The sequence below is a fragment of the Pseudomonas sp. S34 genome (assembly GCF_009866745.1).
GTDB classification, from domain to species: Bacteria; Pseudomonadota; Gammaproteobacteria; order Pseudomonadales; family Pseudomonadaceae; genus Aquipseudomonas; species Aquipseudomonas jessenii.
The window spans coordinates 1333245-1348013 of the sequence record NZ_CP019398.1 but is presented as its reverse complement, the minus strand read 5'-3'; the positions used below and the strand labels follow the sequence as shown (position 1 = coordinate 1348013).

The 14769-nt window shown below is 60.3% G+C and carries 12 protein-coding genes and 2 tRNA genes; 11 read left to right on the top strand and 3 right to left on the bottom strand.

What is annotated here, in order from left to right:
- Positions 1–86 precede the first annotated feature (86 nt).
- From PspS34_RS05805 to PspS34_RS05790, 4 genes are all read left to right on the top strand, one after another.
- Positions 87–163, top strand: a tRNA-Met gene (locus PspS34_RS05805).
- Positions 164–395: 232 nt separating this feature from the next.
- A tRNA-Met gene (locus tag PspS34_RS05800) sits at positions 396–472 on the top strand.
- 279 nt (positions 473–751) lie between these two features.
- Positions 752–3394, top strand: coding sequence for a bifunctional lysylphosphatidylglycerol flippase/synthetase MprF (gene mprF / locus PspS34_RS05795; protein ID WP_154861801.1), 2643 nt, complete (start codon positions 752–754; stop codon positions 3392–3394).
- Entirely contained in the window at positions 3394–4689 is a 1296-nt protein-coding gene (locus tag PspS34_RS05790) for an AcvB/VirJ family lysyl-phosphatidylglycerol hydrolase (protein ID WP_150812925.1), read from the top strand. The genes mprF and PspS34_RS05790 overlap by 1 nt, the downstream gene beginning before the upstream one ends.
- Before the next feature lie 183 nt (positions 4690–4872).
- On the opposite strand, the gene PspS34_RS05785 is transcribed toward PspS34_RS05790, so the two are convergent.
- The gene (locus PspS34_RS05785; RefSeq protein ID WP_150812924.1) at positions 4873–6774 is read right to left on the bottom strand and encodes a potassium transporter Kup; all 1902 of its coding nucleotides are present in this window, start codon (positions 6772–6774) and stop codon (positions 4873–4875) included.
- Between the two features lie 293 nt (positions 6775–7067).
- Here PspS34_RS05785 and rimO point away from each other — a divergent pair, with 293 nt between their 5' ends.
- The 6 genes from rimO to tsaA all read left to right on the top strand — a co-directional run bounded on the left by rimO (position 7068) and on the right by tsaA (position 12312).
- Positions 7068–8405 carry a 30S ribosomal protein S12 methylthiotransferase RimO gene (gene rimO / locus PspS34_RS05780; RefSeq protein ID WP_057716142.1) on the top strand — a complete coding sequence of 446 codons (1338 nt, stop codon included), beginning with the start codon at positions 7068–7070 and terminating at the stop codon, positions 8403–8405.
- 112 nt (positions 8406–8517) lie between these two features.
- Positions 8518–8991, top strand: a complete 474-nt coding sequence (locus PspS34_RS05775; RefSeq protein ID WP_150812923.1) for a GNAT family N-acetyltransferase — start codon at positions 8518–8520, stop codon at positions 8989–8991.
- Between the two features lie 190 nt (positions 8992–9181).
- Positions 9182–9892, top strand: a complete 711-nt coding sequence (locus tag PspS34_RS05770; protein ID WP_154861802.1) for an rRNA pseudouridine synthase — start codon at positions 9182–9184, stop codon at positions 9890–9892.
- A 75-nt stretch (positions 9893–9967) separates the two neighbouring features.
- Positions 9968–10438, top strand: a complete 471-nt coding sequence (locus PspS34_RS05765; protein WP_046041186.1) for a DUF1456 family protein — start codon at positions 9968–9970, stop codon at positions 10436–10438.
- Between the two features lie 219 nt (positions 10439–10657).
- Entirely contained in the window at positions 10658–11428 is a 771-nt protein-coding gene (locus PspS34_RS05760; protein WP_154861803.1) for an SDR family oxidoreductase, read from the top strand.
- A 185-nt stretch (positions 11429–11613) separates the two neighbouring features.
- On the top strand, positions 11614–12312 hold the full coding sequence (gene tsaA / locus PspS34_RS05755; protein ID WP_090453501.1) for a tRNA (N6-threonylcarbamoyladenosine(37)-N6)-methyltransferase TrmO: 699 nt from the start codon (positions 11614–11616) through the stop codon (positions 12310–12312).
- Between the two features lie 183 nt (positions 12313–12495).
- Here the strand turns inward: tsaA and fpr are convergent, their stop codons facing one another.
- Entirely contained in the window at positions 12496–13275 is a 780-nt protein-coding gene (gene fpr / locus PspS34_RS05750) for a ferredoxin-NADP reductase (RefSeq protein WP_008054100.1), read from the bottom strand.
- A gap of 147 nt (positions 13276–13422) precedes the next feature.
- On the opposite strand from fpr, the gene PspS34_RS05745 reads away from it, so the two are divergent.
- Entirely contained in the window at positions 13423–14349 is a 927-nt protein-coding gene (locus PspS34_RS05745; RefSeq protein ID WP_154861804.1) for a LysR family transcriptional regulator, read from the top strand.
- On the opposite strand, the gene PspS34_RS05740 is transcribed toward PspS34_RS05745, so the two are convergent.
- Complete coding sequence (locus PspS34_RS05740; protein ID WP_057716147.1) at positions 14346–14708, bottom strand: diacylglycerol kinase; 363 nt, start codon at positions 14706–14708, stop codon at positions 14346–14348. The genes PspS34_RS05745 and PspS34_RS05740 overlap by 4 nt on opposite strands.
- Positions 14709–14769: the final 61 nt, after the last annotated feature.

The window sequence follows — 14769 nt, the reverse complement described above, 5'->3', positions numbered from 1 at the left end:
GAACGCTAAGCGATTGAACGGGAAGAGGTTTTATCGGAATTGGAGGTTGACACCCGAGCGCATCTCTATAGAATGAGCCACACAGACGCGGGATGGAGCAGTCTGGTAGCTCGTCGGGCTCATAACCCGAAGGTCGTCGGTTCAAATCCGGCTCCCGCAACCAAACATCAAAAAAGGCTACTCGAAAGAGTGGCCTTTTTTGTGCGTGCTCGTTTTGTAGCACCGAACGCAGGAACAAGGCCTGGACGCTCAACGAGAGCGAAACCGGAAATCGTTCTGATTCCGAAACTTAGGCCATCCCTGAGACCGTTTGCCGCGATTCAGCATTTATTTGACCTGCTTCAGGATTAACGGTTGACACCCCGGCGCATCTCTATAGAATGCCGCCACACAGACGCGGGATGGAGCAGTCTGGTAGCTCGTCGGGCTCATAACCCGAAGGTCGTCGGTTCAAATCCGGCTCCCGCAACCAAACATCAAAAAAGGCTACTCGAAAGAGTGGCCTTTTTTGTGTCTGTTGAAAAAGTCCTTTCGCAACAATGACCTGTCACTGTGTAGCAAGCCGCTTGGGGGTCACCCATGTGCCGGGTTCAGACTATGCTCTATCACAGGCTGAAGCCTCCGCGACTGATACCGCGCCATCCCTGTTGCCGGGTGATAGGCGTTAATATTTGTGATTATTTTTTTCTACAGGGATTGGTAACTTGGCTGGATACCTCCATCCTGTCGCGCACGATCCAAGAGGTGATTGATGCGCGCCAACTCGTCTGATTCACAAGACACTGTCACAGCGACACAACCGATCAATGCCGAGCGCCTGCGCCTGCTTGATCGATTGAGCAAATACCGTCAACCCATTGGCCTGGCGGTCACCCTGCTGCTGTTCGCGATCGCGCTGATTGCCTGTCGCCACCTGTTGAGCGAACTCGACCTTAACGCCCTGCACGACTCGATCCTCGACGTTCCGAAACCTGCCTTGATGGGCGCACTGGCTGCAACTGTAGTGGGCTTCATCATTCTGCTCGGCTACGAATGGTCAGCCAGCCGCTATGCCAGGGCGAGCCTGGCACCGCGCACGCTGGCTCTGGGCGGTTTCACGGCCTTTGCCATCGGCAACGCCATCGGTCTTTCAATGTTGTCGGGAGGCTCGGTTCGCTATCGCCTCTATGCCCGTCATGGCCTGGGAGCGGCAGAAGTCGCCCGCATGACTTTGTTCGCCAGCCTCTCGCTGGGTTGCGCCCTGCCACCACTGGCGGCCCTGGCGACGCTCAGCGACCTGCCAGCGGCGTCCTCCGCCCTGGGACTCTCCGAGACGTTGCTGGGCGTGGTGGCGACTGCCGTGCTCGTGCTGTTTTCGGTGCTGGCCATCGGTATCTACCGTCGTCGGCTGCCGGAACAGCCTTACCCGGACAGCCTGCTGGTCAGGATCGGGCGCCGCACCTTGCGCCTGCCCGGGCGTCGCCTGACCTTCCTGCAATTGGTCATCACCGCCCTGGACGTAGCCGCTGCCGCGACCGTGCTCTATCTGCTGCTGCCGGAAACACCGCCCTTCGGTGCGTTCCTTCTGGTTTACCTGCTGGCGCTGGCTGCCGGCGTGCTCAGCCATGTGCCGGGCGGTGTCGGGGTGTTCGAGGCCATTTTGCTGGCGGCGTTTTCCGACACCCTGGGTGCTGCGCCACTGGCGGCCGCCCTGCTGCTCTATCGCTTGATCTACGTGGTCCTGCCCTTGCTGGTGGCCTGCCTGTTGCTGCTGATCAACGAAGGCCAGCGCCTGTTCCAGACACGCCAGACGTTGCGCGCTGCCTCGGGTCTGGCGGCTCCGATACTGGCGGTGCTGGTGTTCCTGTCCGGTGTTGTCCTGCTGTTCTCCGGCGTCACTCCGGAAATCGATACGCGCCTGGAACACATCGGTTTTCTGATCCCCCATCGACTGGTCGATGCTTCGCACTTTGGCGCCAGCCTGGTCGGCGTACTTTGCCTGTTGCTGGCCCAGGGGCTGCGTCGCCGGCTGTCGGCCGCGTGGATGCTGACCACCATTCTGTTACTGGTCGGCGCCCTGCTCTCACTGCTCAAAGGCTTCGACTGGGAAGAAGCCAGCCTGATGGTGCTGACGGCGAGCCTGCTCGGGGTATTCCGCCGCTCGTTCTATCGCCCCAGCCGCCTGACCGAAGTACCGTTCTCGCCGCTGTACCTGGTGGCCAGCCTGTGCGTGCTCGGTGCGTCGATCTGGTTGCTGCTGTTCGCCTATCAGGACGTTCCGTACAGCCACCAGCTCTGGTGGCAGTTCACTCTGGACGCCGATGCCCCTCGCGGCCTGCGCTCGCTGCTCGGGGCTGCCGTGCTGCTGGTGGTGGTGTCCCTGACCTGGCTGCTGCGCACCGCGCGCCCGGTCATTCACCTGCCCACACCCGACGAACTGGAGCGCGCCAGCAAGATCCTCATGGCATCGGCCCAACCGGATGGCGGCCTGGCCCTGACCGGCGACAAGGCGCTGCTGTTCCACCCCAACGACGAGGCGTTCCTGATGTACGCCCGCCGTGGTCGCAGCCTGGTGGCGTTGTATGACCCGATCGGCCCGGGCCAGCAACGGGCGGAAATGATCTGGCAGTTCCGCGACCTTTGCGACATCCACCACGCCCGCCCCGTGTTCTATCAAGTGCGTGCAGAGAACCTGCCGTACTACATGGACATCGGCCTGACCGCGATCAAGCTCGGCGAAGAAGCCCGGGTCGACCTCAAGCGTTTTGATCTCGAAGCCAAGGGCAAAGAGATGAAGGACCTGCGCTACACCTGGAACCGTGGCACCCGCGACGGCCTTTCCCTGGAAATCCATGAACCCGGCCAGGCGCCGATGGATGAGCTCAAGGTAATTTCCGATGCCTGGCTGACCGGCAAGAATGTCCGGGAGAAAGGTTTTTCACTGGGTCGCTTCAGCGATGACTACCTCAAGCATTTCCGCATCGCGGTGATTCGTTTCGAAGGGCGCCCGGTGGCGTTCGCCAACCTGCTCGAGACCTACGGCCATGACCTAGCCAGCCTCGACCTGATGCGCGCGCACCCGGATGCTCCGAAGCTGACCATGGAGTTCATGATGGTCGGCCTGATTCAACATTATAAAAATCATGGATACGCGCGTTTCAGCCTGGGCATGGTGCCGTTGTCGGGGTTGCAACCCCGTCGAGGCGCACCCTTGACCCAGCGCCTTGGCTCGATGGTATTCCGCCGTGGTGAGCAGCTGTACAACTTCCAAGGCTTGCGCCGTTTCAAAGACAAGTTCCAGCCTGATTGGGAACCCCGTTATATGGCCGTGCCCGCCGGACTCGATCCGCTGGTTGCGCTGGCCGACACTGCTGCCCTGATCGCGGGTGGCTTGACCGGATTGGTGAAACGCTGATGATTCAACGCTCCTTGCGGTATGTATTGGGCACGCTGGTGATAGTGGCCCTGATTCTCGGTGGCGGTTTCTGGTACCTGAAACGCCCGGCACCGGAGCCGACCCTCGAATTGCTGACCCCGGCCGATGGTGCGGCGATGACCCGTGTCATCCCCGGCACAACGCCACGCGCCCAGGTGCTGGTGGCGGTCAACGAAGACCAGAAACTCAGCGACAAGCAATTGATGACCCTGAGCCGCAGTGGTTCGGCGCAAATTGTCCAGGTGATCCTGCCCAAGGATTGCCTGCTGCAAAGCCGCGCCCTGCAATCGGGCCTGCGCGAACTCAAAGGCCCGGCGACCCTGGTCAGCGGCATCGGCCCTGGCGCCGTGCTGGCCTGGCGCTGGTTGTCCGAGCAAAAGGACGACAAGGCCCAGGCCGTCTCGGTCGACCTGGCCCTGGAAAAGGGCGGCTGCACTCACCTGCTGCCCAAAAGCGCGGCCCACGGTCACTGGCTGGTCGCGTGGAACGACAACCCGGACGACACCAGTGCCGGTTTCGTGCGTGATCAACCGAACGCCGAAACCAGCATCAGCGACTACGACATCAACCTGCCACAAGTGCTGAACAACGAACTGCGCAAGATCCTCGTCGGTGGCGATAAAGCCGCTGGCGGCCTGCAGATCCCGGTGGTCGAAGTGCCAGCGGGCCAGGCCAGTGACACCGTGACCCTGTTCCTGTCCGGCGACGGCGGCTGGCGCGACCTCGACCGCGACGTGGCGGGCGAGATGGCCAAGATCGGCTACCCGGTGGTCGGCATCGATACCCTGCGCTACTACTGGCAGCACAAGAGCCCGGAGCAAAGCGCGCTGGACCTGGCTGAACTGATGCAACACTACCGGCAGAAATGGGGCACCAAGCGCTTCATCCTGACCGGCTATTCGTTCGGCGCCGACGTACTGCCGGCGATCTACAACCGCCTGGCCGAATCGGAACAGCAACGCGTCGACGCGATCATCCTGCTGGCCTTCGCCCGTACCGGCAGCTTCGAGATCGAAGTCGAAGGCTGGCTCGGCAATGCCGGCAAAGAAGCCGCCACCGGCCCGGAAATGGCCCGGCTGCCAGCCGCCAAAGTGGTGTGCATCTACGGCGAAGAAGAAACCGACGAGAGTGGCTGCACCGACAAGACGGCAGTAGGCGAAGCCATCAAGCTGCCTGGCGGCCACCACTTCGACGAGAACTACCCAGCGCTGGCCAAGCGTTTGGTGGATGTGATCGAGAAGCGTCAAGCCAAAGAAGCAGAAGCTCAAGAGTGATCTGAGCCTCGCTGAAGAAAAGCCCCCGCCATCTCACGATAGCGGGGGCTTTTTCATTCAACACCACAAATCCCTGTAGGAGCGAGCCTGCTCGCGATGGACGTCAACGATAACGCTGGCTACCTGAATGCCCGCGGTGAACTCAGGTTTTTCGCGAGCAGGCTCGCTCCTACAGGATCAGGTTTACATTTCGACCTGCGTCCCCAACTCAATCACCCGGTTCAGCGGCAGATTGAAGAAACGCAAATTGCCGTTGGCGTTCTGCAACATGAACGCGAACAGCGCTTCACGCCAGCGCGACATGCCTTCGAGCTTGGAGGCGATGACCGTTTCGCGGCTGAGGAAGTACGTGGTGCGCATGGGGCTGAAATCCAGCTCTTCGAGATGACACAGCTTCAGCGCCTGCGGTACGTCCGGCTCATCGGTGAAGCCGAAATGCAGGATGACCCGGAAGAACCCTTCGCCATAGGAGTCGACCTCGAAGCGCCGATTCGGCGGCACCCGCGGGATGTCTTCGTACACTACCGTCAGCAGCACCACTTGCTCGTGCAGTACCTGGTTATGCAGCAGGTTGTGCAACAGCGCGTGGGGCACGGCATCCGGCCGCGCCGTCAGGAATACGGCGGTGCCCTGAACACGATGGGGTGGTTGTACGGCAATGCTGCTGATGAAGATCGGCAGCGGCAATCCACCCTCATCGATACGCTCGACGAGCAACTGCTTGCCGCGCTTCCAGGTGGTCATCAGCACAAACAGCGCGAAACCCGCGATCACCGGGAATGCACCGCCCTGAACGATTTTCGGCACGTTGGCGGCGAAGTACAGACCATCGACCAACATGAAGCCGAACAATATCGGAACCGCGAAGATTGGTGGCCACTTCCACAGCAGCAGCATCACCGCCGACACCAGGATGGTGGTCATCAGCATGGTGCCCGTTACTGCCACGCCATAGGCCGAAGCCAAGGCGCCGGAGGACTCGAAACCGATCACCAGAAGGATCACGCCGACCATCAACGCCCAGTTCACCGCACCGATGTAGATCTGGCCCTGTTCGGCACTGGAAGTGTGTCGGATGTGCATGCGCGGAATGTAACCGAGCTGGATCGCCTGGCGGGTCAGGGAGAACGCACCGGAAATCACCGCTTGCGAGGCAATCACCGTGGCCAGGGTCGACAGGCCGACCAGCGGGATCAACGCCCAGCTCGGCGCCAGCAGGTAGAAGGGGTTACGGGCCGCCTCCGGATCACCTAGCAGCAGCGCGCCCTGGCCGAAGTAGTTCAGCACCAGCGCCGGCAGTACTAGGATGAACCACGCACGTGCAATAGGCTTGCGGCCGAAGTGGCCCATGTCCGCGTACAGCGCTTCGGCACCGGTCAATGCCAGCACCACGGCGCCGAGAATCGTCACGCCCATGCCCGGATGGACCATGAAGAAACGTACGCCCCACATCGGGTTCATCGCTTCCAGGACTTCCGGATGCTGGCTGATGCCATAGACGCCCAATGCACCCAGCACGAGGAACCATGTGACCATGATCGGCCCGAACAGAATGCCGATGCGCGCCGTGCCGTGACGCTGGATCAGAAACAGCGCGACCAGCACCACCAGCGACAGCGGCACGACCCAATGGTCGATACCTTCGAACGCCAGCCCCAGGCCTTCAATCGCCGACAGTACGGAGATCGCCGGGGTGATCATGCTGTCGCCATAGAACAATGCCGCGCCGATCAGTCCGCAGACCACCAGCAACATGCGCAATTTGGCATGCCCCGCCGCCGCCCGCCGGGCCAGTGCGGTCAAGGCCATGATCCCGCCTTCGCCCTGGTTGTCGGCGCGCAGCACGAACATCATGTACTTGATCGAGACGACCCAGATCAGCGACCAGAAAATGAGCGCAAGAATCCCCAGCACCCCGTCATGGTTGACCGGCACGCCATAGCCTCCGGAAAACACTTCTTTGAGGGTGTACAACGGACTGGTGCCGATATCGCCATAAACCACCCCGACTGCCGCGACCAGCATGCCGATCGGCTTCACCGCCGAATGCTCGGCATCGGTAGCCTGACTACTTGCCTGACCCATCCACCACTCCTACTTCTCAGACCCGGGCTTCTTTGAAAGAAGCACTATGCTTTGTCGTGCAGCATGCGCTGTTTTACTTCACGTTACAGACGTTTTGTTGACAGTAAAAAATCTGTAAAGCCTAACGGCGCGAAGCATAGCGCAGCACTCGTCGTATTTCCCCGCATAAAGCTGGTCAAGTGAACGACTCATCGCTAGAATTGCGCACTTTTTGATCAGAGGCGCAGTTCAAGCGCCCGTCCGTCGGTTTTGCCCTGCCCGGCAAGCGGCGTCACAAAATACCGAGGTTAGACATGTCCACCACTCCTGCGCCGGCCAATCCAAAGGTTGGCTTCGTATCCCTGGGTTGCCCCAAAGCACTGGTCGACTCCGAGCGCATCCTTACCCAGCTGCGCATGGAAGGCTATGACGTGGTGTCCACTTACCAGGACGCCGATGTCGTGGTAGTCAACACTTGCGGCTTCATCGATTCGGCCAAGGCCGAGTCCCTGGAAGTGATTGGCGAAGCCATCAAGGAAAACGGCAAGGTCATCGTGACCGGCTGCATGGGCGTCGAAGAAGGCAACATTCGCAACGTACACCCGAGCGTGCTGGCGGTGACCGGCCCGCAGCAGTACGAGCAAGTGGTCAATGCCGTGCACGAAGTCGTGCCGCCGCGCCAGGACCACAACCCGCTGATCGACCTGGTGCCGCCACAAGGCATCAAGCTGACCCCGCGCCACTACGCCTACCTGAAGATTTCCGAAGGCTGCAACCACAGCTGCAGCTTCTGCATCATCCCGTCGATGCGCGGCAAACTGGTCAGCCGCCCGGTGGGTGATGTGCTCGACGAGGCCCAGCGTCTGGTCAAGTCCGGCGTCAAAGAGCTGTTGGTAATCTCCCAGGACACCAGCGCCTACGGCGTCGACGTGAAATACCGCACCGGTTTCTGGAACGGCGCGCCGGTGAAAACCCGCATGACCGAACTCTGCGAAGCCCTGAGCACCCTCGGCGTCTGGGTTCGCCTGCACTACGTTTACCCGTACCCGCACGTTGACGAGCTGATCCCGCTGATGGCCGCCGGCAAGATCCTGCCGTACCTGGACATCCCGTTCCAGCACGCCAGCCCGAAAGTGCTCAAGTCGATGAAACGCCCGGCCTTCGAAGACAAGACCCTGGCGCGGATCAAGAACTGGCGCGAAATCTGCCCGGACCTGATCATCCGTTCGACCTTCATCGTCGGCTTCCCGGGCGAGACCGAAGAAGACTTCCAGTACCTGCTGAACTGGCTGACCGAAGCCCAGCTCGACCGCGTCGGCTGCTTCCAGTACTCGCCGGTTGAAGGCGCACCGGCCAATGACCTGGACCTGGAAGTCGTCCCGGACGACATCAAGCAGGACCGCTGGGAGCGCTTCATGGCGCACCAGCAGGCCATCAGCTCGGCGCGCCTGCAAATGCGCATCGGCCGTGAGATCGAAGTGCTGGTCGATGAAGTCGACGAGCAAGGCGCGGTCGGCCGCTGCTTCTTCGATGCCCCGGAAATCGACGGCAACGTTTTCATCGACAACGGCAGCAACCTCAAGCCGGGCGACAAGGTCTGGTGCAAAGTGACCGACGCCGACGAATACGATCTGTGGGCTGAACAGATCTAAACGCAAAAAATGCGCAAAGCCCCGCTCTCTTGACGAGATGCGGGGCTTTTTTACGGCTATCGTTTGCACATGGAAGGATTCCTATCAACCACTGCATAAGAGGCAGACGGGCATGCGTCAGCATTCGGTCATCCACACGCCGAAACTCGGCGACTACGAAGAATTGACCCGGGTCTGGGAGGCCTCGGTACGCGCCACCCACGACTTTCTGCCAGACAGCTACATCGAACTGCTGAAGAACCTGGTGCTGACCCGCTACCTCGATGCGGTGATGCTGATCTGCACCAAGGATTCGAACCAGCGCATCACCGGGTTCGCCGGCGTCGCGGCCGGCAAGATCGAAATGCTCTTCATCGACCCCGACCATCGCGGCCAGGGCCTGGGCAAGAAATTGTTGCACTATGCTCTGGAACACCTGAACGCCGACGAACTGGACGTCAACGAACAGAACCCGCAAGCCCTCGGCTTTTACTTCAAGCAAGGCTTCGAGGTCATCGGTCGCTCGGAGGTCGATGGCATGGGGCAGCCGTATCCGTTGTTGCACATGCGTTTGCGTCAGGACCAGCAAAAATCACGGCATGGATGACACGACACAGATCAAATGTGGGAGCGGGCTTGCTCGCGAAGGCGGTGTGTCAGCCAACATACATGTTGAGGCTGATGGCCCTTTCGCGAGCAAGCCCGCTCCCACAAAAAGCCTCACTGCGTAAATGGAACCGGGATTAACCGGCGCCAGGCAGGTACAATGCCCACCCCCTTTTTGTTACGGCCCTGACATGACTGACCCGATTCGTCTCTCCAAACGCCTCATCGAACTCGTCGGCTGTTCCCGTCGGGAGGCTGAGCTGTTCATCGAGGGCGGCTGGGTCACCGTCGACGGTGTGGTCATCGACGAGCCGCAATTCAAGGTCGACACCCAGAAAGTCGAGCTTGATCCAGAAGCCAAGGCCACCGCACCGGAACCGGTGACCCTGCTGCTCAATGTGCCCGCAGGCATGGACGCAGACACTGCCATGGCCACCCTCGGCGCCGAGACCCTGAGCGAAGAGCACCGCTACGGCAAGCGCCCGTTGCGCGGACACTTCCTGCGCCTGACCGCCAGCACCGACCTGCAGGCCAACGCCAGCGGGCTGCTGGTGTTCACCCAGGACTGGAAAATCCTGCGCAAACTCACCGCCGACTCCAGCAAGATCGAGCAAGAGTATGTGGTCGAGGTTGAAGGCGAGATGGTGGCCCACGGCCTGAACCGCCTGAACCACGGCCTGACCTACAAGGGCAAGGAGTTGCCGGCGGTCAAGGCCAGCTGGCAGAACGAGAACCGTCTGCGCTTTGCCATGAAGAACCCGCAGCCGGGCATCATCGCCCTGCTCTGCCAGGCGGTCGGCCTCAAGGTCGTCGGTATCCGCCGTATTCGCATCGGTGGCGTGTCCATCGGCAAAGTGCCGGTGGGGCAATGGCGCTATCTGTCCGGCAAAGAGAAGTTCTAAGGCTTTTCTCGCCGCCATCCATTTCGGCGCCGCGCCTGGCCGCGACGCCCACAGCTGAATATCAGGACTGCACACATGATTCATAACGACGTACTGCGCAGCGTGCGCTACATGCTCGACATCAGCGACAAGAAAGTCATCGAGATCATCAAGCTCGGCGGCCTGGACGTGACCCTGCCGGACCTGTTGACCTACCTCGACAAGAAAGAGGAAGACGAGGAAGGTTTCGTACGCTGCCCGGACGAAGTCATGGCGCACTTCCTCGACGGCCTGGTGATCTTCAAGCGCGGCAAGGACGAAAGCCGCCCGCCGCAGCCGATCGAAGTGCCGGTAACCAATAACATCATCCTGAAAAAGCTGCGGGTGGCGTTCGAGCTCAAAGAAGACGACATGCACGCGATCCTCAAGGCTGCCGAGTTCCCGGTGTCCAAGCCTGAGCTGAGCGCACTGTTCCGCAAGTTCGGTCACACCAACTATCGCCCATGCGGCGACCAGCTGCTGCGCAATTTCCTCAAGGGCCTGACCCTGCGAGTGCGCCCGCAGTAAACCGTTCCCTGTGTAGGAGCGAGCTTGCTCCGGGCGGCGTTCCGACGATGGATTCGAAAACGCTGCGATTATCCAGCAAGCACGCGTTATCGTTATCGACCATCGCGAGCAAGCTCGCTCCTACAAGGCCGAATGGCCCCTCATTCCGCGCAAAAATAGTGGCTCCGCTTCTGGCGGCTGACGACTAGGGTGTAAAGACCTCAGTTCTCAGGATTCGCCATGCATCCCTACTTTTCCCTGCAAGGCCGCACCGCCCTGGTGACCGGCGGCACCCGTGGTATCGGCAAGATGATCGCCAAGGCCTACGTCGAGGCGGGCGCCACCGTATACGTCTGCGCCCGCGACGTCGAAGCCTGCCAGCAAACCGCTGACGAACTCGGTGCACTTGGCCGCTGCCGCGCCATCGCGGCGAACCTCGCCACCGAAGAGGGCGTCCTGCAACTGGCCACGCGCCTGGGCGAGCAGATCACTCATCTGGACATCCTGGTGAACAATGCCGGCACCACCTGGGGCGCACCGTTGGAGAGCTACCCGATCAAGGGCTGGGAAAAAGTCATGCAGCTCAACGTGACGTCGGTGTTCAACTGCATCCAGCAGTTCCTGCCCCTGCTGCGCAAGGCCGGTTCCGAAGCGAATCCGGCGAGGATCATCAACATAGGATCGGTGGCAGGGATTTCCTCCTTCGGCGAGCAGGCGTATGCCTACGGGCCGAGCAAGGCTGCGTTGCACCAACTGTCGAGGATTCTGGCGCGCGAACTGGTGAGCCAGCACATCAACGTCAACGTGATCGCCCCGGGGCGGTTTCCGAGCAAGATGACCCAGCACATCGGCAATGATGACCAGGCGCTGGCGCAGGATACGGCGTTGATCCCGATGAAGCGTTGGGGCCGCGAGGAAGAGATGGCGGCGCTGGCGATCAGTCTGGCAAGTACTGCCGGAGCCTATATGACCGGAAACATTATTCCTTTGGATGGCGGGTTCAGCCTGTAGCTCGGCGGTGCGGCCTTCGCGAGCAAGCCCGCTCCCACCTTGGTCCTGAGTTGTTCACATATTTGTGTTTCAACCCGTTCAAATGTGGGAGCGGGCTTGCTCGCGAAAGGGCCGGCACTGCCACCACTGAACACAGGTCGATCGGGTTATCATGCCCGCCTCTTCCCCCGTCTCGACCTCAAACCATGACCTACAGCGTTTCCCCCATCGGCTTCGTGCGCTCCTGCTTCAAGGAAAAGTTCGCCATTCCGCGCCAACCGCAACTGGCCCCGGCTGCCCGTGGCGTGCTGGAACTGGTGGCTCCGTTCGATCAAGGGGACGCGGTTCAAGGCCTGGAGCAGGTCAGCCACGTGTGGCTTCTGTTCCTGTTCCACCAGGCTCTGGAAGAAAAACCTCGCTTGAAGGTCCGCCCACCGCGCCTCGGCGGCAATAAGTCCATGGGCGTGTTCGCCACCCGCGCCACCCACCGCCCCAATGGCATCGGTCAATCCGTGGTCAAGCTGGACAAGATCGAAGCCAATCGCCTGTGGATATCCGGTATTGACTTGCTGGACGGCACGCCGATTCTCGACATAAAACCCTACGTGCCTTACGCCGACATCATCGATACAGCCACCAACAGCATCGCCAGCGCTGCGCCGCTATTGATTCCCGTGCAGTGGACTGACGCAGCGCTGCAACAGGCTCACGAGCACGCTCAGCGCCTTGAGGAGCCTTTGGTTGAGTTGATCGAGCAATGCCTGGCGCAGGATCCACGCCCGGCCTATCAAATACCTGCACCCGAGCGGGAATACGGCGCGCAGTTCTGGGATCTGGATGTGCGTTGGCATTACCCGACACCGGAGCTGATCCGCGTCCTGGAAGTCATTCCCGCGCGGGTCTGAACTCCGGAAACGAAAAAGCCCGCATGACCTTCTCAGGTCATGCGGGCTTTTTAGATGTGCTGCAAATCTTCTGTAGGAGCGAGCATGCTCGCGAAAAACCTGAGGACGCCGCGGGATATCAAGCTTCCCGCGTTATCGTTAACGACCATCGCGAGCCAGCTCGCTCCTACAGGTGACCTGCGGTCACTTCTCGACGAACGCTCGCTCGATCAGGTAATCACCCGGCTCGCGCATCCGCGGCGAAACCTTCAGGCCGAAGCTGTTCAGCACTTCACTGGTCTCGTCGAGCATGCTCGGGCTGCCGCACAACATGGCGCGGTCGTCCTGCGGGTTGATCGGTGGCAGACCGATGTCGCTGAACAGCTTGCCGCTGCGCATCAGGTCGGTCAGGCGACCTTCGTTCTCGAACGGCTCACGGGTCACGGTCGGGTAGTAGATCAACTTGTCACGCAGCGCGTCACCGAAGAACTCGTTCTGCGGCAGGTGCTCGGTGATGAACTCGCGGTAAGCGACTTCGTTGACGTAACGAACGCCGTGGCACAGGATCACTTTTTCGAAACGCTCGTAGGTTTCCGGGTCCTGGATGACGCTCATGAACGGCGCCAGACCGGTGCCGGTGCTGAGCAGGTACAAATGTTTGCCAGGCTTGAGGTCATCCAGTACCAGCGTGCCGGTAGGCTTCTTGCTGATGATGATCTCGTCGCCTTCCTTCAGATGTTGTAACTGCGAAGTCAGCGGACCATCAGGCACCTTGATGCTGAAGAACTCGAGATGCTCTTCCCAGTTCGGGCTGGCAATCGAGTAAGCGCGCATAAGCGGGCGGCCGTTGGGCTGTTGCAGGCCGATCATCACGAACTGACCGTTCTCGAAGCGCAGGCCCGGATCACGGGTGCACTTGAAGCTGAACAGAGTGTCGTTCCAGTGGTGAACACTGAGGACACGCTCGTGGTTCATGTTGCTCATGTACGTGGGACTCCTGGAGATTGGTCTGCGCGTGTTCGGCGCCTGCTCTGCAAAAAAGCCGGCTCTGCGCAATTGCATCGCATTCTAAAGGCAGAGACAATATCTGTTAAATGGATTATTAAGATAAGGGTTATCGGTTATATCGATATGCGATTTACTCTCCGTCAACTTCAAGTATTCGTCGCCGTCGCCCAGCAGGAAAGTGTGTCCCGTGCCGCGGGTCTGCTCAACCTCTCGCAATCGGCGGCGAGCACCTCGATCACCGAACTGGAGCGCCAGTGCAGCTGCCAGTTGTTCGACCGTGCCGGCAAACGGTTGAGCCTGAACGCCCTTGGTAAACAACTGTTGCCACAAGCGGTGGCGCTGCTGGACCAGGCCAAGGAAATCGAGGACCTGCTCAATGGCAAATCCGGTTTCGGCTCGCTGGCCGTGGGTGCGACCCTGACCATCGGCAATTACCTGGCCACATTGTTGATCGGCAGCTTCATGCAGCGCCACCCGGAAAGCCAGGTGAAGCTGCATGTGCAGAACACTGCCAATATCGTGCAGCAAGTGGCCCACTATGAAATTGATCTGGGTCTGATCGAAGGCGACTGCAGTCATTCGGACATCGAAGTACAAAGCTGGGTCGAGGACGAACTGGTGGTGTTTTGCGCCCCTCAGCATCCGTTGGCCAAGCGTGGCACGGCCACCATGGAGGAGTTGAGCCACGAAGCCTGGATCCTGCGCGAACAGGGCTCGGGCACGCGGTTGACCTTCGATCAAGCCATGCGCCATCACCGCACTTCGTTAAACATCCGGCTCGAGCTTGAGCACACCGAAGCGATCAAACGCGCGGTGGAGTCTGGCTTGGGGATTGGCTGCATTTCCAGGCTGGCTTTGCGCGACGCATTTCGCCGCGGCAGCCTGGTGCCTGTCGAGACGCCGGATCTGGATCTGGCGCGACAGTTTTATTTCATCTGGCATAAACAGAAATATCAGACCTCGGCGATGCGCGAGTTTCTCGATCTGTGCCGCGCCTTCACCGCCGGGGTTCAGCGCAGCGACGAGATCGTGCTGCCGACGATCGCCTAGAGCAGAATCACCGCCCACACCAGGGCAATCATGCTCAATGCCACGGCTTGGGCGGCACTGCCCATGTCCTTGGCATTCTTGGACAGCGGGTGCCGCTCAAGGGAAATGCGGTCGATGGCCGCTTCCACGGCCGAGTTGAGCAACTCGACGATCAACGCCAACAGGCATACCGCGATCAACAACGCCTGTTCGACCCGGCTGACATTCAGGAAGAACGACAAAGGAATCAGGATGACGTTGAGCAATACCAATTGCCGAAAGGCGGCTTCACCGGTGAAGGCTGCGCGCAGGCCGTCCAGCGAATAACCGGAAGCATTGAGAATACGTTTCAGGCCGGTCTGGCCTTTGAAAGGTGACATAGAGTGGGCAACTGGCAAAAAAGAAGTGGGAAAGCTAGTTCAACCAAAGTCAAAAAAGCGT